19 protein-coding genes are annotated in these 19,101 nt (G+C 51.5%); 13 read left to right on the plus strand and 6 right to left on the minus strand.

Annotated features, from left to right (window positions below; genetic code table 11):
* The 3 genes from Q0721_RS11725 to Q0721_RS11735 all read right to left on the minus strand — a co-directional run.
* Positions 1-373 (minus strand): substrate-binding domain-containing protein (locus tag Q0721_RS11725; RefSeq protein ID WP_366519217.1); only part of this gene is annotated, 373 nt, incomplete at its 3' end.
* Positions 374-506: 133 nt separating this feature from the next.
* A complete protein-coding gene (locus tag Q0721_RS11730; protein ID WP_299030163.1) occupies positions 507-1,739 on the minus strand; it encodes an ROK family transcriptional regulator in 1,233 nt (410 codons plus the stop codon).
* Between the two features lie 170 nt (positions 1,740-1,909).
* A complete protein-coding gene (locus Q0721_RS11735; protein ID WP_299030166.1) occupies positions 1,910-3,112 on the minus strand; it encodes a Gfo/Idh/MocA family oxidoreductase in 1,203 nt (400 codons plus the stop codon).
* A 205-nt stretch (positions 3,113-3,317) separates the two neighbouring features.
* Here Q0721_RS11735 and Q0721_RS11740 point away from each other — a divergent pair, with 205 nt between their 5' ends.
* On the plus strand, positions 3,318-3,929 hold the full coding sequence (locus Q0721_RS11740) for a thermonuclease family protein (RefSeq protein ID WP_299030169.1): 612 nt from the start codon (positions 3,318-3,320) through the stop codon (positions 3,927-3,929).
* A gap of 14 nt (positions 3,930-3,943) precedes the next feature.
* Here Q0721_RS11740 and Q0721_RS11745 read toward each other — a convergent pair whose 3' ends face one another.
* Complete coding sequence (locus Q0721_RS11745) at positions 3,944-4,555, minus strand: TetR/AcrR family transcriptional regulator (protein ID WP_299030172.1); 612 nt, start codon at positions 4,553-4,555, stop codon at positions 3,944-3,946.
* 78 nt (positions 4,556-4,633) lie between these two features.
* On the opposite strand from Q0721_RS11745, the gene Q0721_RS11750 reads away from it, so the two are divergent.
* A complete protein-coding gene (locus Q0721_RS11750; protein WP_299030175.1) occupies positions 4,634-5,674 on the plus strand; it encodes an SDR family oxidoreductase in 1,041 nt (346 codons plus the stop codon).
* A gap of 87 nt (positions 5,675-5,761) precedes the next feature.
* The gene (locus Q0721_RS11755) at positions 5,762-6,241 is read left to right on the plus strand and encodes an AsnC family transcriptional regulator (RefSeq protein WP_299030180.1); all 480 of its coding nucleotides are present in this window, start codon (positions 5,762-5,764) and stop codon (positions 6,239-6,241) included.
* Between the two features lie 27 nt (positions 6,242-6,268).
* Here Q0721_RS11755 and Q0721_RS11760 read toward each other — a convergent pair whose 3' ends face one another.
* A complete protein-coding gene (locus Q0721_RS11760; protein ID WP_299030183.1) occupies positions 6,269-7,540 on the minus strand; it encodes a lamin tail domain-containing protein in 1,272 nt (423 codons plus the stop codon).
* Positions 7,541-7,742: 202 nt separating this feature from the next.
* Here Q0721_RS11760 and ptcA point away from each other — a divergent pair, with 202 nt between their 5' ends.
* The 7 genes from ptcA (at position 7,743) to Q0721_RS11795 (ending at position 15,415) form a co-directional block, all read left to right on the plus strand.
* A complete protein-coding gene (ptcA, locus tag Q0721_RS11765) occupies positions 7,743-8,762 on the plus strand; it encodes a putrescine carbamoyltransferase (protein ID WP_299030187.1) in 1,020 nt (339 codons plus the stop codon).
* A gap of 47 nt (positions 8,763-8,809) precedes the next feature.
* Entirely contained in the window at positions 8,810-10,231 is a 1,422-nt protein-coding gene (locus tag Q0721_RS11770; RefSeq protein ID WP_299030190.1) for an APC family permease, read from the plus strand.
* 25 nt (positions 10,232-10,256) lie between these two features.
* Positions 10,257-11,354, plus strand: coding sequence for an agmatine deiminase (aguA, locus tag Q0721_RS11775; RefSeq protein WP_299030195.1), 1,098 nt, complete (start codon positions 10,257-10,259; stop codon positions 11,352-11,354).
* A 124-nt stretch (positions 11,355-11,478) separates the two neighbouring features.
* Positions 11,479-11,874 carry a hypothetical protein gene (locus tag Q0721_RS11780; protein ID WP_299030197.1) on the plus strand — a complete coding sequence of 132 codons (396 nt, stop codon included), beginning with the start codon at positions 11,479-11,481 and terminating at the stop codon, positions 11,872-11,874.
* Positions 11,875-12,228: 354 nt separating this feature from the next.
* The gene (locus Q0721_RS11785) at positions 12,229-13,620 is read left to right on the plus strand and encodes an extracellular solute-binding protein (protein WP_299030199.1); all 1,392 of its coding nucleotides are present in this window, start codon (positions 12,229-12,231) and stop codon (positions 13,618-13,620) included.
* Positions 13,621-13,700: 80 nt separating this feature from the next.
* Complete coding sequence (locus tag Q0721_RS11790; protein WP_299030201.1) at positions 13,701-14,594, plus strand: sugar ABC transporter permease; 894 nt, start codon at positions 13,701-13,703, stop codon at positions 14,592-14,594.
* Positions 14,582-15,415 carry a carbohydrate ABC transporter permease gene (locus Q0721_RS11795; RefSeq protein ID WP_299030204.1) on the plus strand — a complete coding sequence of 278 codons (834 nt, stop codon included), beginning with the start codon at positions 14,582-14,584 and terminating at the stop codon, positions 15,413-15,415. The genes Q0721_RS11790 and Q0721_RS11795 overlap by 13 nt, the downstream gene beginning before the upstream one ends.
* Before the next feature lie 9 nt (positions 15,416-15,424).
* Here Q0721_RS11795 and Q0721_RS11800 read toward each other — a convergent pair whose 3' ends face one another.
* Complete coding sequence (locus Q0721_RS11800) at positions 15,425-16,267, minus strand: YwiC-like family protein (RefSeq protein WP_299030207.1); 843 nt, start codon at positions 16,265-16,267, stop codon at positions 15,425-15,427.
* A gap of 255 nt (positions 16,268-16,522) precedes the next feature.
* On the opposite strand from Q0721_RS11800, the gene Q0721_RS11805 reads away from it, so the two are divergent.
* The 3 genes from Q0721_RS11805 (at position 16,523) to Q0721_RS11815 (ending at position 19,070) form a co-directional block, all read left to right on the plus strand.
* Positions 16,523-16,792 carry an HPr family phosphocarrier protein gene (locus Q0721_RS11805; RefSeq protein WP_299030210.1) on the plus strand — a complete coding sequence of 90 codons (270 nt, stop codon included), beginning with the start codon at positions 16,523-16,525 and terminating at the stop codon, positions 16,790-16,792.
* Entirely contained in the window at positions 16,789-18,513 is a 1,725-nt protein-coding gene (gene ptsP, locus Q0721_RS11810; RefSeq protein WP_299030213.1) for a phosphoenolpyruvate--protein phosphotransferase, read from the plus strand. The genes Q0721_RS11805 and ptsP overlap by 4 nt, the downstream gene beginning before the upstream one ends.
* Positions 18,514-18,659: 146 nt before the next feature.
* Positions 18,660-19,070, plus strand: coding sequence for an SCP2 sterol-binding domain-containing protein (locus tag Q0721_RS11815; RefSeq protein ID WP_299030216.1), 411 nt, complete (start codon positions 18,660-18,662; stop codon positions 19,068-19,070).
* Positions 19,071-19,101: the final 31 nt, after the last annotated feature.

The following is a 19,101-nucleotide window of genomic DNA, read 5'->3' on the forward strand; positions in this document are numbered from 1 at the left end:
GGTTGACGATGATGGCGTCAACGCCTTTGTTCATGAGGTTGCGGATTTGCTGGATTTGGCCCTGGACATCAGTGTCATAGGATTCGATGATGAGTTCGTTGGTGAGGCCTTGAGCCATGTATTCGGCGTTGACTTCCTGGAGGTCCTTGATCATCTGGGAACGCCACTCGCTCCCCACGAAGGGGTTGGAGATGCCAATAGTGAACTTCTTCGTGGGCTGCTCTCCACCAGCAGGGGGCTGAGTGGCCGGTTGTTCACCGGCAGGCTTGGTTGGTGCAGCAGTTGGTTGCCCGCCACACGCAGTCAGAATCATGGCCACAATGACCAACAGACTGACTAGCCATACGGTGGGTTGAAACTTTCGTTGAGACATGCCTCACTCCTCCTTGAAAGGATACATCAAAAGGAATATGGGTTGAGTTTCAAATGGTCTGGATCTTGGAACACAATACGTTTTTGAGTTCGGTGATCACCTCCTTTCAGATTATTTATGCTGGAGTCTCCGGCTAGTCCTCCTCTTCAATGCCGGGAGTTGCGAGGGTGGTGAAGATGTGCTCCAAGGCCAGGTAAATGGCACCGTAAATGCCGGCTTCACCGCGCAGTGAGTTATATTCAATGCGCAGGTCGCGGGTAGAAAGGGGCAGAGATCGCGCCAGTACAGCCTGACGAATGGACGAAAGCAACTGATAACCGATGTTGCTGACTCCACCTCCAATAAGGATGAGACTGGGGTTGAAGAAATTGACCACGCCAGCCAGCATCTCACCAATGAGTTTGCCAGATTCCTGGATCAGGCCAATCGAAACACGATCTCCACGAGCAGCAGCAATCCCAACGTCTTTCGCGGTCAAAATGCCGTTGTTGCTCTCCATTAGTTGCTGAAGGATTGGACTGCGTCCTTCTTGGGCCGCCTGCATAGCCTTGGCGGCAATGGCTGGGCCGGCGGCCATGGCTTCCACGCAACCACGATTACCGCAGTGACAAATGGGGCCATTGTAATCCACACAAATGTGGCCCACATCGCCGGCACATCCACTGCTTCCACGATAGATTTTCCCCTGGCAGACAATGCCACACCCGATGCCAGTACCGATTTTTATGAAGATGAAGTTTTGGGCGTTGATATTTTTCCCTCTGCGTAGTTCGCCCAGTGCCATCACATTCACGTCGTTATCCACGATCACAATGGCTTGGGGAAAAAAACGATTAAAGTATTCGCGAATTGGGAAGGCTTCCCAGCCGGGCATGATGGGCGGAGCGATCAGTAAGCCCGTAGAAAATTCAACTGGACCTGGAACGCCGATCCCAATGCCACGAATCTGATCGGGAGTCAGCCCTGTGCTTTGCAGCATGGCTAACATTTGATCTTTGATCATACCCAGAAGTAGGTCGGGACCATCGCGAACGTCGGCGGGTGTATCAAATCGGCTTAGGATGCGCCCGGTGAAGTCTGAAAGTGCGATGTCAACACTGGTTGCGCCTACGTCAATGCCAAAAATGTAACCAATATTAGGAGAAAAATTGAGTAGGCGCGCGCGCCGTCCACCTCGCGATTCGTCATCCCCCACCTCCTCGAGAATACGGCGCTCCATCAGGCTTTGCACGGCGGCGCCAATTTTTGCTCGGGAATACCCAGTGTGCCAGGCTAGTTCGGTGCGGCTCAGGGCGCCGTGCTGACTAAGGAGGTCGACAATCATTTTCTCGGCGCGAGTAAGAACGTAGGGAGAAGGTTGGGACATGGGAGCAACCCGCGTGTGGGGTGTGGTTTTATTGTAGCAAAAACAACTTTGTATGTAAAGTGGCAAAAGTCTTAATATTTCTGTTTTTCTTTGTAAAAGTTCGATAATTGTTCGCTTTGTTAGACATTGGCAGGAGCCCATAATAAAGAGCTCCTGCCAGTTGCTACCCTCTATTGACCAGGAGGAATTATTTTCTGGGAGATCTCGCCGTTATGTTTGTGACGCAGAATATATTTCAGGCTACCATCGGGCATGGTCTCGGTCTTGATGATCCAGTGATCAGCGTCATATTCGGCCAGCGCTCGTTGCTCCTCATGACTACCGCTACTGCGCCATTCTTTCAATTCAATGGGTTCCCAGCGCTTGCTAACAACCGAACGGTAACAGGCATCCATAATGGCGTTGACCACATAGCCATCATAGAAAGTCTCCATGGGTGATTGGCCTTGATCCAGGGCATTTAACTGATCCAAGAACATGTGCACGTAGCCTAACGCGCCAATCTCATCGCCTACCGGGAATAGCCAGCCGGTGGTGCCCTCAGCCTTTTCGGCAACGTATCCCTGAGGACCGACGGCGGTAAACATCTCGAATCCCGTGCGGAGCCAATGGTTGAGCCAGATAGTGCCCTGGGTGCCAGTAACTTCATCGCGTAGATCCATGCCGCCGCGGAAGTTCCATGCCACCTCAAACTGCCCAATAGCCCCATTTTCGTAGCGCACCAATCCAATGGCGTGATCTTCAGCCTCGATGGGATGAACCTGGGTGTCGGCCCAACAAATGGCCTCCACAGGACGGACGTCCTTGCCGATGAAATTGCGTCCGATTTCAATGCAATGACACCCCATGTCAATCAGCGCGCCGCCGCCTGAAAATTCCCTTTTCCAAAACCAGTCGCTATGAGGCCCTCCATGAGTCTCGCGTGAGCGCGCCCAGAGCACCTTGCCTAGTGCACCTTGGCGGACGGCTTCCAAGGCCTTAAGCGTTTTAGGGGTGTAAACCAGGTCTTCCAAGTAACCATGGAAGACGCCAGCCTTTTCAACGGCTTCTAACATGTCCCAGGCCTCTTCAGCGGTCCGAGCGAGGGGTTTGGTGCAAAGGATTGCTTTTCCGGCCTCGGCGGCTAACAGGGTGGCTTCTTTATGTAAGTGATTGGGTAAACCGATTACAACCACGTCAGTTTCGGGATCGCGGATGGCTGTAGCTAGCTCAGTGGTCCAGCGAGGAATGTTCCACTTTTCGGCGAACTTGCGCGCGTTTTCGGAGGAACGCGAGTAAACTACTTTGATCTCATCGCGATTGCGCATGCCAATCAGGCTGGCAGCATAAAACTGACCAATTAGGCCGGTGCCGAGGAGGGTGATTTTATGCATGGAGGGCTCCTTTTGGGTTGGTATTATGGGGAGAATAGGAGTAAGTCGAGAGAATAACTTTATAATGTTATGCTGACCGAATGTTCGAACATTAAAGTTAAGATTATTATAGAAAACTTAAGGGCTCGTGTCAATCACCGGGCTAGCGCAATTTCTGAAATCACGATGTAAAATTGAGTTACATAAAGTTTTTCCAGGAGTTGATATGCCCAAGCGCGGTTCTTCTCGCTCCGTTCGGAGCCAGCAACTTTCGCCAACCACCCTACTCATCATGGCCCTGGTGTTGCTCGTCCTGGCACTGATCGAAGTCATAGCGCCGGAAAAAAGTTCATCTCTGGGTGAACCAACGTCCTCGCCGTCGTCCATCCCACTTTTTACCAATCCCAGCGCTTTAGCCTGTTTACCTGCCCACACGACCCGAGAGCAGGCCAAGGTTATCAAAGTGATTGATGGAGACACAATTGAGGTTGAGATAAACGGAACCCCGTATAAAGTGCGTTATATTGGGATAGATACTCCTGAGAGCACAACCCGAGTTGAATACTTTGGTAAAGAGGCTGCGGCACGCAATCAGGCTCTGGTGGATGGGCAACAAGTGATTTTAATCAAAGATGTCAGCGAGACCGATCGTTACAATCGTCTTCTGCGTTATGTTTTGGTTGGTGAGGTGTTTGTTAACTACGAATTGGTACGCGGTGGTTATGCTAATACTTTGCGTTATCCTCCAGATGTAGCGTGCGCTGATATCTTTCGCGAGGCGGAACGTCAGGCACGGGAAGAAAGATTAGGACTTTGGGCACCCACACCGGCGCCTTGAGAAGAAGGCGCCATTCAAGAGACTTCAGTCGAGTTAGAGGCAGTAAGGCTGAGCACCCAGCGAAACGCAGCTGGAGCAGCTTCGTCCCAATTAATACTCTCGCGATCCATCAAACCTTGCAGAAGCAGACCTAGGGCTAGAGAGACGGTAGCCACGGCAGCCAAATTGGGATCTGCATTGCGCAAAGAACCCTCATTAACTCCTTGAAGGTAAAGGTTGGCAAAGAAGGTGCGATAGCGTCGATAGGGTTCAATCGTGGCTTGCCAAACCACGGGGTCACGAGTGGCCTGAAGCCAAAATTCGAGAAACATGGGTAAATAATCGCGTCCTTGAGTTAACCCTAACCGTAAGAGGTCAGCCATGGCATACAGGCGCTGGGCAACACTGTTGCCTTGGTAATGTTCTGAGTTCAAATATTGGTCGAGTTGCGCAAGCCAATCTTCTAAGAGAGCGAGAAAGAGGGTGTGTTTGGTGGGGAAGTGGTAGAAAAAAGCGCCTTTGGTTACCCCGGCACGTTGGCAAATTTCGGCGACACTGGTGGCCTGGTAGCCTTGGCTAGCAAAGGTTTCGCGGGCCGCTTCTAGGATTCGCCGTCGCGTTTCTTCGGCTCGTTCTTGTTTAGGCATAATCAATCTCCTTGACGTGTAAAGATATTCGACTAAAATTATACCAACTGGTCGGTATTTAATAAAGTGGAGGTTGAAATGACGGTTCTTGTGACCGGTGCCACGGGGCATTTGGGGAATGTGTTGGTACGTAACTTGATAGCCCGCGGGGAACGGGTTAGAGCATTGGTCTTGCGCGGAGAAAGCTTGCTACCCATAGAGGGAATGCCGGTTGAGATCGTTTCTGGTGATGTATTGGATGAAGAGATTTTACACTTTGCCATGCAGGGGGTCGATCGGGTCTTTCATCTGGCAAGTCTGATTGCCATTCGCCCTGGAATGGATGAACGGGTATGGCGGGTCAATGTGGAGGGAACACGAAATGTGATTCGGGCTGCTTTAGCCGCAGGAGTGAAGCGGCTGATTTATACCAGTTCTATCCATGCGTTCAAGCGTCCCCGCGAGATGCAAGTCGTTGATGAACGGGTGCCCTTTGACCCGGAGAGTCCTGCTGGGGTGTATGATCGTTCAAAAGCAGCAGCATCGTTGCTGGTTCGGGCAGCGGTCCAGGAGGGACTGGACGCAGTGATTGTGTGCCCAACTGGTATTGTGGGGCCTTATGACTTTCTTGGTTCTGAAATGGGAGCCCTCATCCGACAGGCAATGTCACAACGGGTTCTTCTGGCAGTTGAAGGGGGCTTTGATTTTGTGGATGTACGGGATGTCGCCAGGGGGCTAATCCTAGCGAGTGAATACGGGCAGACCGGCGGCATCTATCTGCTTTCGGGTGAGTGGGTAGAGATTAAAATGATGCTAAAGCAAGCGGGGCGACTGAGCGGTCATTCCGTCTGGGTGGTGGTGTTGCCGCGCAAAATGGCCATGCGCCTGGCATCTTTGAACGTTACCCTAGGACGGTGGTTTCACTCACGGCCACGTTTGACCCCCTACGCTATCGAAACGGTGAGCGATCCATTGCGGGTTTCTTCGGCGTTGGCACAACAGACATTGGGTTACCGGCCTCGGCCTTTTGGGGATACCTTGCGTGATACGGTAGCCTGGTGGCGTTTATGGCAACAGCGCCGTCCTCAGTTGTCATTTCTATTGGGACAGGGGTTATTCGAAGCACCCCAATTTCAATGATTTGGTGTGTTCACCTCTTGCGTTTCCGAAACGGTAATGCTATAGTATCCGAGCCATTTGGATTTCTACAAGAGGTGGACTTATCTAATGCGTCGCCATTCATTCGATCTTGTGGATTACCAAATTTTGCAGGAACTACAAGCGGATGCGCGCAAACCTGCGGCAGAAATTGCTCGCAAATTCAACCTAAACGAGCGTACTGTACGCAATCGTATTGAGCGCATGGTAGAAGCAGGTGCAATCCGTTTGACCTGCATTGTGGATCCGGCTTTCTTCGGCTACGTGATTACTGCAGATATATTTCTGGAAGTAGATTCTGAGCGCGAGCACGCGGTTATTAATGCTCTGCTGGCAATGCCTGAGGTTTCATATCTAGCATTTGGGCAGGGAACTCAGGATCTTTCGATTGAGGTGCGGTTCAAGAACAACGAGCAGTTGCGTGAGTTTCTGCGCAGTGTGCTGCCTTCTATCCCCGGGGTGCATGTCAAGGGGTATGCGTTAGTGCCGCGCATTCTGCGCAATATTGACGAATGGATGCCACCCATCGAAGAGTTTACCGAAGAATAACGCTGGTGTTACTCAGGGAGTTGGCATTCAGGGGTAGCAGTATGTGGATTGAAGGACTCCTTCACTATCCTTCAAGTAAGCGCAATCCCCGTCGTTGTTCCAGACGGCTTGGTTGCGCCCCCAGTATAAATTCTGGTGGTCGTCTACACCTGCTTTAATCCAAACCCGCACCGTTTGCCCACTACCTAACCAGAAATCGGGGAAAATATAGGTATTGCCGGCTTTATCAGAAAGTATCCAATCCTTCAGGGATTGCGCGCTTCCACCCTCGTTTTTTATCTCGACATATTCTCCCTGAACATCATCGCCAGGTGGGTCGTACTCGATGTGGGTAATTCTAACTTGTAGGGGCGGGGAGGATGGAAACTCTCTCAGGATCAAGGGTAGAAATACCGTGTGCGTAGTCTGCGCCGTCCAGAACACATTACCATCGCTGTAAAGGACAAGGGTGCCCATTTGGTCGGTGCGCAGGATTTGAGCGCCGCTAGCGGCCAGTCGTTCCAGCGTCTCAGGTGCAGGATGGCCGTAGGAATTATCCCCGACCGAGATGACCGCGATGGCGGGTTGTACCGTAGCCAGAAAATTCTCGCCTGTGCTGTACTTGCTCCCGTGATGAGCTACCTTGAGCACTTGAGCTTGGAGAGGTAGGCCGTTTGCCACTAGTGTGGCTTCGGCGGTGATGCTGATATCGCCGGTGAAGAGAAAAGCAATTTGTTCATGCATGACTCGAATGACCACCGAATCGTCGTTATCATCCCCTTTGGGGGTGGGCTGTGGATTTAATATTTGTAAGTGGATCTCCCCAACATTCAGATTTTGACCAGCCACTAAAGGGGTAGGCGTCAGCCCACGTCTGATCGTTTCAGCAGTGAGGGTTTGACAGATAGTGGTAGTACAGGGGCGCCCATTGTCGGCAACGGCTTCTATGGGGAGGTTGGAGCGCAGAATCGCGATTAGACCACCGCTGTGGTCCGCATCGCCATGCGAGATGACGAGCAGGTCAATGTCATCAACGTTTTGATCTTGCAGATAAGCCACCACAGTCGGTCCCGCTGATAAACGCCCGCCGTCAATCAGGATGTCATGTTGATCTTCGCTGTGGATCCAAATGCTATCCCCTTGACCCACGTTGATGAAAGCTACGCGAACCTGGGAAGCAGACTGTGCTACAGCCGGAATTAGAAAGGCTCCTGCAGCAACAAATAGAAGGACGGAAAGAGTTAGTGCACGTCTTTGCTTACCGGCTTGGTTGTAAGGGAGGGTGTGTTTTTTGATAGGCTGGACTTTTTCTGAACGCATGATCCATACTCTAGCAGATCGATAAGGACAGCGCAAGTATTTGGCGCGGGTTCTTCTCTGGCTAAGGGTGCGGTTTGTCACTTTCGGTTAGGACATTGCTCTTAACTCTTCGGGTAGTACTTGAAATCGTTGGTTAATCCTGCTATTATTTTATCGTAAACGGAATTATATAATTCCGAAACGGAACAAAAAGGAGTTGTGTATGGTTTTACGACATTTTATTGACACACAAGATTTCACTAAAGAAGAACTTCTGGATTTGGTTGCTCTAACCCGGTTGATCAAAGAGGCGGACAAGCAGGGGTGCACTCCCAAATTGCTCAAGGATGCCAGCCTGGCAATGATTTTTGAGGAACCCTCAACCCGCACGCGCGTTTCATTCGAGGTCGCCATGACGGAGTTGGGGGGGCATGCCTTGTATCTCAAGCCAGGTGAAATCCATCTGGGTGTACGCGAATCCCTGGCCGACACCGCACGAGTGCTCTCGCGCATGGTGGATGTGATCATGGCACGCACGCTGAAGCACGAGACGATCCTAGGGCTAGCCCAAGCGGCGACGGTTCCCGTTATTAATGGCTTGACTGATTATAACCACCCCACCCAGGTGGTTTGTGATGTGTTGACGATGATGGAGCATATGCCGGAAGGGAAGCGCCTGGAAGATTTACGGGTCACCTTTATCGGTGATGCCACCAATGTTCTTTCGTCGCTAATGCTGATCTGCACACGCCTCGGGATGCACTTTACGCATGCGGCACCAAAGCGCTATCAGCCGCCCGAGGCATGGGTCAAAATGGCGTTGGAGAATTGTCGGTTGTCTGGAGGCACTTTGCGCATTACCGAAGATCCCGTTGAAGCGGTTAAGGATGCCGATTTTATTTATACCGACCTCTGGTGGTGGGTCGGTCAGGAGGCTGAGATCCCAGAACGGAGCAAGGCCTTCATGCCGCGTTACCAAGTCAATATGGATCTGTTCAAACACGCGCCAGCACACTGTAAGTTCATGCATTGTTTGCCGGCCTCACGCGGGGTTGAGGTCACCGATGAGGTAATGGACTCAGAACGTTCCATCATTTATGACCAGGCCGAAAATCGATTGCACACTGAGAAGGGGATTTTGGTGTGGTTAGTTTATCCTCGGTTGAAACGCCCTAGTGCTGAGTTGGAGGCCTATCACAGTGGGCGCATTCAGGCTTTTTTGACGGAGCGGATGGGTAGATAGCCCATCCCTCCGTTGGATGGAATTTGGTGTTTTTTCGGGAGGGTGTGATGATAACAGAAAATGAGATAACAAAAGGGGGTGGTTTCAAGAAAACTTTACGTCGTCTGGATATGATTTTGTTTACCGTAGCAGCCATTCTGGTTGTGGACACCTTGGCGCCCGCGGCAGCGATTGGACCTTCGGCTGTCTCATGGTGGATCATTACCCTTGTTCTTTTCTTTATTCCGTATGGATTGATCACGGCGGAGTTGGGCTCCACCTATCCTGAGCAGGGGGGTATTTACGCGTGGGTGCGGCGCGCCTTTGGGGAAACATGGGCGGCTCGGGTGACCTGGCTCTACTGGGTCAATGTTGCCCTTTGGATGCCATCGGTGTATATCCTGTTTGCCGGTATATTCTCACAACTCTTCTTCCCTGAGCTTCCGCTGTGGGGGCAAATCGGGATTGGTATTGTCATGACCTGGATCACCGTTTGGATCGGGATCATTGCTTTGGACGTGGGGAAGTGGGTGCCGAATGTAGGGGCGATCTTAAAAGTGGCGATCATCATGACCATTGGCGTAGGGGCGTTTTACTATGCCTTAAATCATGGTGTTGCCAACGATTTATCTTTCCGGGCTTTGCTGCCCACCTGGGATGCAGGTCTGGCCTTCTTGCCAGTTATTGTGTTCAACTTCATGGGGTTTGAATTGATGTCCAGCGCGGGGGAGGAAATGACCGATCCACAACGGGATGTTCCCATCGCCGTTATTACGGCTGGAGTGCTGATTGCGTTCTTTTACCTGCTGGGTACAGTGGGAATGCTTATGGCATTACCGCTAGAGCAATTGGGACTGATTTCAGGGATCATTGATACCCTGCGCATATTGTTTGGGAATAGCCCGCTGGGGCAAGGAATCGTGACGATCCTGGGGGTTGGAGCGTTATACACCTTTCTGACCAATATGGTGGTATGGACGATGGGGGCGAATCGCAGTGCGGCTGAGGCGGCTAACGAAGGGGTGCTGCCAGAGGTCTTTGGTCGCTTGCACCCGGTTAACCAGACGCCTCTGGGGGCCTACATCATTACAGGGATTATTTCGACTGGCGTGATCATTCTCTACGGTTTCCTTGCCGCCTCGGCGGAGGACTTGTTCTGGAGCCTCTTTGCCTTCAGTTCGATGGTCTTTCTAATGCCTTACCTGGTCATGTTCCCGGCTTTTCTAAAGTTGCGTCTAAAGGATGCTGCTCGTCCGCGTCCCTACCGGGTGCCGGGTGGTACGCCGATGGCTTGGATAATGACCATTTTATGTGAGATCTTTATTATTCAGGCTATTCTTTTCTTCGTATGGGTGCCAGGACAACCGGTAGATTGGAAATTTGCGCTACCTGTGATCGCCGGTGTAGTGGTAACTCTAATTATTGGAGAGATACTGGTATCTCGACGTCGTCGAATATTGCAATCTGAGCGCGCCAGTGAAACTGCCTAAGAGGGATCTTTCAGGAGGATTAGACATGTCTCGACGATTGGACACCACACCCAAACAGGATGGCTTCCGGATGCCAGGGGAATTTGAGCCACATGCAGGTTGTTGGATGCTCTGGCCAGAAAGACCGGACAACTGGCGCTTAGGCGCTAAACCGGCCCAGCGCGCCTTTGCTGAGGTGGCCAAAGCCATTGCTCAGTTTGAGCCGGTCACGATGGGCGTTTCTGCGGCGCAATTTTTGAATGCCCGCTCTCTGCTTCCCCCCGAAGTTCGGGTGGTAGAGATGTCGTATAACGACTCGTGGATGCGCGATTGTGGTCCAACCTTTGTGACAAATGGACGTGAGATTCGCGCTGTGGATTGGGAGTTTAACGCGTGGGGTGGGTTGAAGGGCGGCTTATATTTTCCTTGGGATCAGGACAACCTGGTGGCACGTAAGGTTGCCGAGATTGAGCGAGTGGATACCTACAAGGCGCCATTAGTGCTGGAAGGTGGGTCTATCCATGTGGATGGCGAAGGCACCTTGATCACTACTGAGGAATGTTTACTTAACCCCAATCGCAATCCCGAGTTGACGCGGGAAGAGATTGAGGGGTACTTGAGAGAATATCTTAATGTTGAAACCATTATTTGGTTGCCTCGTGGGGTCTATAATGATGAAACCAGTGGTCATGTGGATAACCTGTGTTGTTTCATCCGACCCGGAGTAGTAGCGCTGACCTGGACAGATGACAAACAGGATCCCCAGTATGAAATTTCAGCCGAGGCATTTGAAATTTTAGCACAGGCTAAAGATGCGCGAGGGCGACGCTTACAGATCCACAAGATTCATCAACCCAATCCTGTTTACATCTCCAAGGAAGAGGCCGAATGGGTGGATGCAATTGAAGGTACATTGCCGCGACGCGAAGGGGACCGGCTTGCGGCGTCCTATATCAATTTTTATATGGCCAATGGGGGAGCGGTGGTGCCGATGTTTAACGATCTCCACGATCAACTGGCCTTGGCTGCGCTTCAGGAATTGATGCCGGAACGGAAAGTCGTTGGGGTCTATGCGCGGGAGATTTTACTGGGTGGAGGAAATATTCACTGTATCACTCAACAGCAACCGCGTCCCCTAATTTAGGAGTTAGGGCAAATCTTCCAACCCGGGCACAAGGAATTGCCCGGGTTGGCTTTGCTTTTTGGGAATAGTCTGGCCGCGCCTGTGTTAGAATAAACCGACTCTGACTCTACCCAAGAGGCTAATTATGCAGATCGATAAATGGCGTATCTACTTGCTCGCTTTTATTGGGGGTGTTTTGGGAGAAGTGACGTTAATGATAGCCGGGATTTTGCTCGGGGGCATGATAGGCCGTTGGCAGGGGGGAGCAGAGATGGCGGATTTGGGCTTGGCGATTTTAGGGGCTTTGGTTGGCATTGCCTTAGGGGCTGGCTTGGGGGTTTATTTGACATGGCGGCGAATGGGGCTTTCTTTCAGTCCTTGGCGCGCCTGGCTTGGGAGTATTTTGGCGGTAGGTGGGATCATGGCGCTGGCTGAACCGACGCGATTAAATCAAGCCGCTGGGCTATTGTGGGCATTGCTGATTGGCTTGCCGCCGTTTCTGACGATGCTTTTGGCGCACCCCAGAGGGCCAAGAATCTGAGGACAGTTATTGCGCTATGCCGGTTTAGGTATGAAGTTGGGGGTTCTTGACAAACTCAAAAGTCGTGCTATTGTTATATATAGTGCATAACCATATACATTTTGCGGGTGACAAAACGACGGTTTTCATTATCGATCATGGTCACCCAATTGTTTTCAATTCACAGTATAAATGCACCAGTTCGTCATGGACTGCATCGCTGACTGCTAAGGGTGGAAAGGAGGTGATGTTGCCAACAAGGTTAGAAACCACAAGTCCAAAGATATGAGTACCGCCCTTTAGAGGGCTGTTGTGTTTGAAATGTAATTTGTCCTCTCGTCAATTTGACCTGTGCTCGTTCAGGAGGAGGAGAATATGAGCAAGCGATGGTTGATCGTGGTAACCGCTTTGGCGGTTTTGAGCCTGGTTTTGGCGGCATGCCAGCCCCAAGGAGTGGTCAAGACGGTGGTGGTTACTCAGGTCGTTGAGGTCAAAGGGACTCCCGAGGTCCGCGAAGTGGTTGTGACCGCCACTCCCAAGCCGGAGGAGCGCAAACTGGAGATCTTCCACTGGTGGACAGCAGGCGGTGAGCGTGAAGCCGCAGACGCTATGTTTAAGGCCTTCAAGGAAAAATACCCCGATGTGGAGATTGTTGAGAACCCGGTTGCAGGTGGTGGTGGTGTCTCCCATCGCGTGGTACTCCAGGCACGCCTCTCCGCAGGCTTACCCCCCGACACGTTCCAAACCTTGGGTGGTGCGGAATTAAAGTCGTATGTGGACGGTGGGTATCTGGTGCCCCTGGATGATCTATGGGCGGAACTAAAATATGCGGATGTAATCCCGAAGCCACTGGCGAATGCCGTGACTATTAACGGGCATCCATATACCGTGCCGCTCAATATGCACATCCAGAATATCTTGTACTATAACAAACCGCTCTTCGATGAACTTAAACTTACTCCGCCTACGACGTTTGATGAGTTGATCAACGTGGCAAAGGCAGTCAAGGCGGCGAAGCCCAACATGGCCCCCTTGGCGTTGGGTGCAAAGGAAAAATGGGGAGCGGCATTCGTCTTCGATAGCATCTTGTTGGAGGTGGGTGGCCCTGAGTATTATGTGAAGCTTTACAAGGGCGAAATTGACGTCAAGACAGACGCCACTTTCAGAACTGCCTTGGAGAAATTCAAGGAGTTAATCCCCTTCATCAACACAACCAACCCTGGCCTGACCTGGGATGAATCCTGTGGTTTGTTGGTGTCGGGTGACTCGGCGATGGTGATCATGGGAACCTGGGCGATTGGCTATTTCAAGAGCCGGGGTTGGACGCCAGGGCAAGAGTTTGGGGCGGTGACGTTCCCGCAAAAGCCAGAGCGCATCCTGCTCTTCCATCCCGATACCTATGGCTTAACCAAGGGAGCACCGCATCCAAAAACCACCATGGACTGGCTGCGGGTAGTGGCTTCGCCTGAGTTGCAAATTCCCACTGATGTGATCCAAGGTGGTCTATTTGCGCGACTAGACATTGACCCCAAAGAGTTCCCGGATCCCATTCGCCAGGAGCTGATGACTTACGTGCGTGAGAATCCCACCAAACTGATTCTCGACCAGCACGGTAGCATTGCTCCTTTCTCCTTCACGCAGGCCTATTGGGATGCCATTGCTGCTTTTGTCGTCGCGCCGGATGTGGATGCAACCATCAAGACGGTGAGCGACCTCTTCACCACTTATCAAGTGAAAGAAGGAGCAGCTTGGTACCAATGGCCATAAGATCGGCAGCCTGAAAAGAGCCTTCTCCTCCCTCCACGGGGAGGGGAAGGCTCTCTTTACCCCTTACTGGAGAGAGCGCCTTGGAAAAACGAGCCGTGCGTTTTCGACTGGGAGAGACCCTAGTCTTCTTGGGACCTTTGTTAATTTTCCTGATCGTTCTCTATGGCATGCTATTATGGACGATTTATGTTTCATTCTCGGACTGGTCAGGGACAGCTCCGAATTTTCGCTTTGCTGGGCTCAAATGGTATCAGCTAATGGTGGGGTTGGATCGTTTCTGGGTAGATGTGCGCAACAATTTACGTTGGTTGCTTTTGGGGGTTATCCCCACAGTTGTCATTGCATTGTTTATCGCCTATCTGCTGGAGATCAGCCCAATTCGGGGCATTGAAGGCTATGTGCGTACACTGATCCTGTACCCTGTGGCGATGTCGTTTATTGTTACGGGGACGATTTGGTCCTGGATGTACCAGCCAGATAAGGGAGTCCTCAACACTATCTTTAGAGCGCTTAGATTGGATTTCTTGACGTCGAATTTTGTCAATGATCCAAAAACCGCAACGCTTTGGCTAATCGTCATTTTCATTTGGCAATATTTGGGTTTTGCGGTCATCATTCTACAGTCTTCGTTTCGCACGACCGAGTTGCAGGAGATGATTGAGGCGGCCACTGTGGATGGTGCCTCTAAATTACGCATTCTGTTTGATGTCATTGTGCCCAACATTCGTAGTGGTTTGCTGATCCTGGTGTCTTTGTTGCTAATTTCCACCCTCAAGGTGTTTGATATTGTATATATTGTGACCTTCGGTGGGCCAGGCTATTCCACCGATGTGTTGGCTTTCTTTATGTTCATCGCCACTTTTCAGCAGCACTTGGTTGCACTTGGGGCTGGCCTGGGTGTCATTATCTTTTTGATTGCGTTCATTGTTGTAATCCCCTATACCCTCTATGCATTTCAGCGATGGTTCGAATAATTCGCCGCAATCCCACTCTTTTTATACTAACAGTTTTGGCGCTGGCCTTTCTAACGGTCAGTTACCTGCTACCCATCTATGTCATGTTTGCGACATCACTGAAGACGCCGGTGGAAATCACTCAACGCACCTATCTGGTACTAAGCGGGAATCTGCAATGGGAGAACTATGCTACCGCATTACGGCTGATTGCGCCGGCGCTGAGAAACTCCTCGATCATTTCCTTTACGGTAACACTTCTAGCCACGTTTTTCGGAGCCCTGGGAGGTTATTACCTGGCACGCGTACGGGCAGGATGGGTACGGGTTCTGTTCATCCTGGTTGGGATCGCATTGTATTTGCCCTATCAGGTGGTTCTAATCCCGCTGGTGCAGTTAATGGCGTTGACGCGCTTAGCACTAACCCATGCTGGTTTGATTTTGAGCTATTTGGTACTCAATGTGCCCTTGGCTTCGGTGCTGATGGGAACCTTCTTTCTCTCAGTCCCTCGGGAGTTGGAAGAGGCAGCCGAGGTGGATGGGGCGAATAAGTTGCAGATATTTTTCCGCGTGGTAACCCCGATTTCTCTTCCAGCGTATGCATCTGTGGCAATTATCATCTTCACTCAAGTGTGGAATGAGTTTCTATTAGCATTAACGCTGTCTACTCCTCTGACGACAACCATCCAGGTCAAACTGGCTGAAGTGAAGGGGAGTTTTGTGGCGTTGTACAACTTACAGATGGCGGCGGCGTTAATCGCCGTCCTAATCCCGTTGACGTTCTTTCTGCTGTTAGGACGCTACTTTATCCGTGGTATCCTGGCTGGTGCCCTTAAGGGGTGAAACAATTTTCTAAACGTGCCATAGCCCAATGAAGAACAGGGTAAAGAGTGTGCTTAGTGCCAATTGACGCAGGCCAATTTGAGTAGGCTTTTTCCCCATGGCGGGCTTCCATGTTCCCCATAGTGACTCGAGAAGTTGTAGCGTATAGGCCAGGATTAGCCAGCGAGGTAGGGGCAAGAAATCGGGGAGAAAGTAGGTGGTACCTACAGCAAGGAAATTGACACTGAGAGCGGGAAGAGCAGTTCGTATCTGTGCTGGGAGAGGAGGGAGAGCTTGCCATCGTCGCTGTTCCAGGCGCATAAAGGTATGGGCAATTGAGGCTATAGCATGGAGGCTACATAATCCCCATAGAACCCAACCGGTGGCGGAGTAAGCGCCTTCAGTGACCCAGTAAGCTGCTGGTGCGCCCAATCCAAGGGTGATAGCAACAGCCATATCCAGAATGGGGCGATGACGCTCAGCGCGCCGGAAAACAAGGTAAAGGTAAACCACCAGTATAGGAAGCGCGGGAAGGGCCAGCCAGATCACTTCCTCAAAACCCTGGCTGACTAAGATCCCCAAGCCTACTAAGCCCAGCATCCCATAGCAGATGACCCAAAAGGTTGCAGCGGGCAGATCTGTGCGTGGACGGCGCCCGCTGAGGGTTTTGATGATCAGGGTAAGGGGATGACGAAGCAAGAAGGCGGCTAAAGCAGTGATCAGAAGGACAAGCGAGGCGGCTGATGGGGGGCGACTGGGCGTGATTAGACCAATGATAAGAGGACTGAGCAGAAAAACCCACGCGCCGTGCTCTTGAGGTAAGGCAAGGTCGCGGCGTAACCATATTGAAAAGCCTCGAGGCTTTGACGTCATTGTTTGCGAATCCATGTCCGCTCTTCTCCGAGGTTTGGGGGTGATTTTACCCTAAATCGGTTGATTAATTTTGCGAGAGAGGGTAGTTTTTCTAATTGCTCTGGCGCAAAGTAGTCCGTAAAAACACAGAATTTTTCACAAAGTTGCCCATCCTATGAAAGCGAAAATTCGGTAAAATTAGGGACATGCTAGGGCGGCGGTAATTTCCCCTTCTATTTGGGTTGAGGAATTTATCCACTGAGGTGAGGCACGCTCATGGTAGAAACAAAAGTGTTGATCAAAAATAAAGTTGGCCTACACGCACGTCCGGCTTCACTCTTTGTTCAGACAGCCAGTAAGTTCAAGAGTGCCATCACGGCCATTCACGGTGAGCGCAAGGCAAATGCCAAAAGCATTTTAAGTGTTTTGACTTTAGGGGCTGATCAGGGAGCGGAACTAATCTTACAGGCCGAAGGCGAAGACGCCGAAGAAGCCGTGCAGGCCCTGGTTAATCTGATTGAGTCGAATTTTGGGGAGGCTGAATGAAGACCATTCGGGGAATTGGGGCCTCACCAGGGATTGCCATTGGCCCGGCCTATCGTTTCCAGCGTCTGGATCTGCATGTGGATTCCCATTCGGTACACAATGTGGATGCGGAATTTGCGCGTTTCTATCAGGCCTTAGAGATCGCTGAAGGTCAGCTGCGCTTGGTGTACGAGAAAGCACGTCGCGAGGCAGGAGCAGAGCAAGCAGCCATCTTTGAAGCCCAGTTAGAGATGTTGCGCGATCCGGAATTATTGGGCGAAACCCAAGCCGCTATCCGCGACCAGCGTTTGAATGCCGAAGCGGCCTGGTGGAGTACGGTTGAGCGTTTTGCGGCCATCTTGGAAGAGATGGAAAGTGAATACTTTCGTGCTCGGGCTGCCGATATTCGTGATGTGGGGCGGCGGGTGCTGCGGATCTTGAAAGGCATTACCGAAGAACCAGTGCAATTGACTGAACCAGTGGTGGTCTTAGCCCAGGACTTGAGCCCATCAGATACAGTTGGGTTGGATAAATCTCTGGTTTTGGGGTTCTGCACCGCTGGAGGTGGCGAAACGTCGCACACGGCAATATTGGCGCGTAGTCTAGGGTTGCCGGCAGTGGTTGCAGCGGGGCCGCAAGTGCTTCAAGTCTCAAGTGGCACTCAGGTCATTGTAGATGGCGTAGAAGGGCTTTTGATTGTTGAGCCAGATGAACAAGCCCGAACGATATTTCTACAACGCCGTGAGGCTTTGACACGGTTACGTGAGCAGGCTTTTGCGCATTGCAAAGAACCGGCGATCACTCTGGACGGGCATAAAGTGGAGGTGGTTGCCAATATCGGCAATGTGCAGGGGGCTTTTACGGCTTGGGAGCATGGGGCCGAAGGCGTGGGGCTGCTACGCACGGAGTTTTTATATCTGGAGCGTTCAACACTTCCGGATGAGGAAGAGCAGTTCCAAGCCTATCACGCCATTCTTGAGGTGTTTGGTCAGCAACCAGTCGTGCTCCGGACTCTAGATATCGGCGGGGATAAAGAATTAGCCTACATGGAATTGCCCAAAGAAGAAAATCCGTTTCTGGGAGTACGGGGGATTCGTTTATGCTTGGCGCACCCCGAGCTTTTTTATCCTCAAATCCGCGCGGCGTTGCGCGCGGGTGTGGGGTACAACCTAAAACTAATGTTCCCGATGATAGCAACACTGGATGAAGTGCGTGCCGCCAAACGCATTGTGGAAGTTTGCCGCGAGGAGTTGCGCCGCGACGGTAAACCAGTTGCCGATAATATCGAAATCGGCATTATGGTTGAAGTGCCTTCCGCGGCGGTAATGGCGGAGCACTTTGCCCGTGAGGTGGATTTCTTCTCCATTGGGACGAATGACCTGACCCAATATACTTTGGCAGCGGACCGAGCCAATGCGCAGTTGGCCGACTTGATTAGTGCCTTCAATCCGGCGGTTCTGCGGCTGATTGATCAGGTCATACGGGCAGCCCATCAGTACGGTAAATGGGTGGGACTATGCGGCGAACTAGCGGGCGAACCCCTGGGCATCCCGATCCTATTAGGTTTGGGCCTTGATGAATTCAGCATGAATCCCAGTGCTATTCCGTTGGCCAAACAAATTATCCGTTCGCTCTCACTTGCGCAATGTCGGGAATTGGCACAAGAGGTTCTGAGCCTGGAAAGTGCCCAAGCAGTCAAAGAGCGTGTGCGTGAACGATTGCCGCTCCTGACCTTATCCTAGATCGGTGAGCACCCGGCCAAGTGTCGGGTGATTTTGCCAGACTTTGAAGGAATATTTGGAGCGTGAAGGAAGGTCACGGGTTTGAGCGGGACTTCTATGTGGCTGGACTATAATAAACATGATCCCATGCGAACCAGGAGGCAATCATGAGCATTCCATTTCCTAGCGATGCCTGGATCAAGGCCATGATGGAAGATCTTAACCAGAGTCAAGCATATGCTGAGGCTGCCAAGAACTGGGAGGGGGATTTTTATTTTATTATTGAGCCTGGGGGTAACCTGGATCGCACCGTAATTCTATATATGGATTTATGGCACGGCAAATGCCGGGAGGCTTTTGAAGTTACCGATCCTGAAGCACGCAAACCAGCGTTTCGACTGAGCGGACCGGTGCAGACCTGGAAGAAGGTTATGACGCGTCAACTTGACCCCATGCAAGCAATGATGACGGGGCAATTGCGCCTTCAGGGAAATATGGCCATGGTGATGAAAAACGTCCGCGCGGCAAAAGAATTGGTTGAATCGTGTACTCGCATCCCGACCATATTCCCGGTATAGCCTTCTTGAAAGGGCCGCAAATTTTCTCAGA

This window comes from uncultured Thermanaerothrix sp. (genome assembly GCF_938028735.1).
Lineage (GTDB): Bacteria > Chloroflexota > Anaerolineae > Anaerolineales > Anaerolineaceae > Thermanaerothrix.

Coding starts and splice junctions, on each gene's coding strand:
- Q0721_RS11730 (WP_299030163.1), bottom strand. CDS start 1,739: ATGTCCCAACCTTCTCCCTACGTTCTTACTCGCGCCGAGAAAATGATT.
- Q0721_RS11735 (WP_299030166.1), bottom strand. CDS start 3,112: ATGCATAAAATCACCCTCCTCGGCACCGGCCTAATTGGTCAGTTTTAT.
- Q0721_RS11740 (WP_299030169.1), top strand. CDS start 3,318: ATGCCCAAGCGCGGTTCTTCTCGCTCCGTTCGGAGCCAGCAACTTTCG.
- Q0721_RS11745 (WP_299030172.1), bottom strand. CDS start 4,555: ATGCCTAAACAAGAACGAGCCGAAGAAACGCGACGGCGAATCCTAGAA.
- Q0721_RS11750 (WP_299030175.1), top strand. CDS start 4,634: ATGACGGTTCTTGTGACCGGTGCCACGGGGCATTTGGGGAATGTGTTG.
- Q0721_RS11755 (WP_299030180.1), top strand. CDS start 5,762: ATGCGTCGCCATTCATTCGATCTTGTGGATTACCAAATTTTGCAGGAA.
- Q0721_RS11760 (WP_299030183.1), bottom strand. CDS start 7,540: ATGCGTTCAGAAAAAGTCCAGCCTATCAAAAAACACACCCTCCCTTAC.
- ptcA (WP_299030187.1), top strand. CDS start 7,743: ATGGTTTTACGACATTTTATTGACACACAAGATTTCACTAAAGAAGAA.
- Q0721_RS11770 (WP_299030190.1), top strand. CDS start 8,810: ATGATAACAGAAAATGAGATAACAAAAGGGGGTGGTTTCAAGAAAACT.
- aguA (WP_299030195.1), top strand. CDS start 10,257: ATGTCTCGACGATTGGACACCACACCCAAACAGGATGGCTTCCGGATG.
- Q0721_RS11780 (WP_299030197.1), top strand. CDS start 11,479: ATGCAGATCGATAAATGGCGTATCTACTTGCTCGCTTTTATTGGGGGT.
- Q0721_RS11785 (WP_299030199.1), top strand. CDS start 12,229: ATGAGCAAGCGATGGTTGATCGTGGTAACCGCTTTGGCGGTTTTGAGC.
- Q0721_RS11795 (WP_299030204.1), top strand. CDS start 14,582: ATGGTTCGAATAATTCGCCGCAATCCCACTCTTTTTATACTAACAGTT.
- Q0721_RS11800 (WP_299030207.1), bottom strand. CDS start 16,267: ATGACGTCAAAGCCTCGAGGCTTTTCAATATGGTTACGCCGCGACCTT.
- Q0721_RS11805 (WP_299030210.1), top strand. CDS start 16,523: ATGGTAGAAACAAAAGTGTTGATCAAAAATAAAGTTGGCCTACACGCA.
- ptsP (WP_299030213.1), top strand. CDS start 16,789: ATGAAGACCATTCGGGGAATTGGGGCCTCACCAGGGATTGCCATTGGC.
- Q0721_RS11815 (WP_299030216.1), top strand. CDS start 18,660: ATGAGCATTCCATTTCCTAGCGATGCCTGGATCAAGGCCATGATGGAA.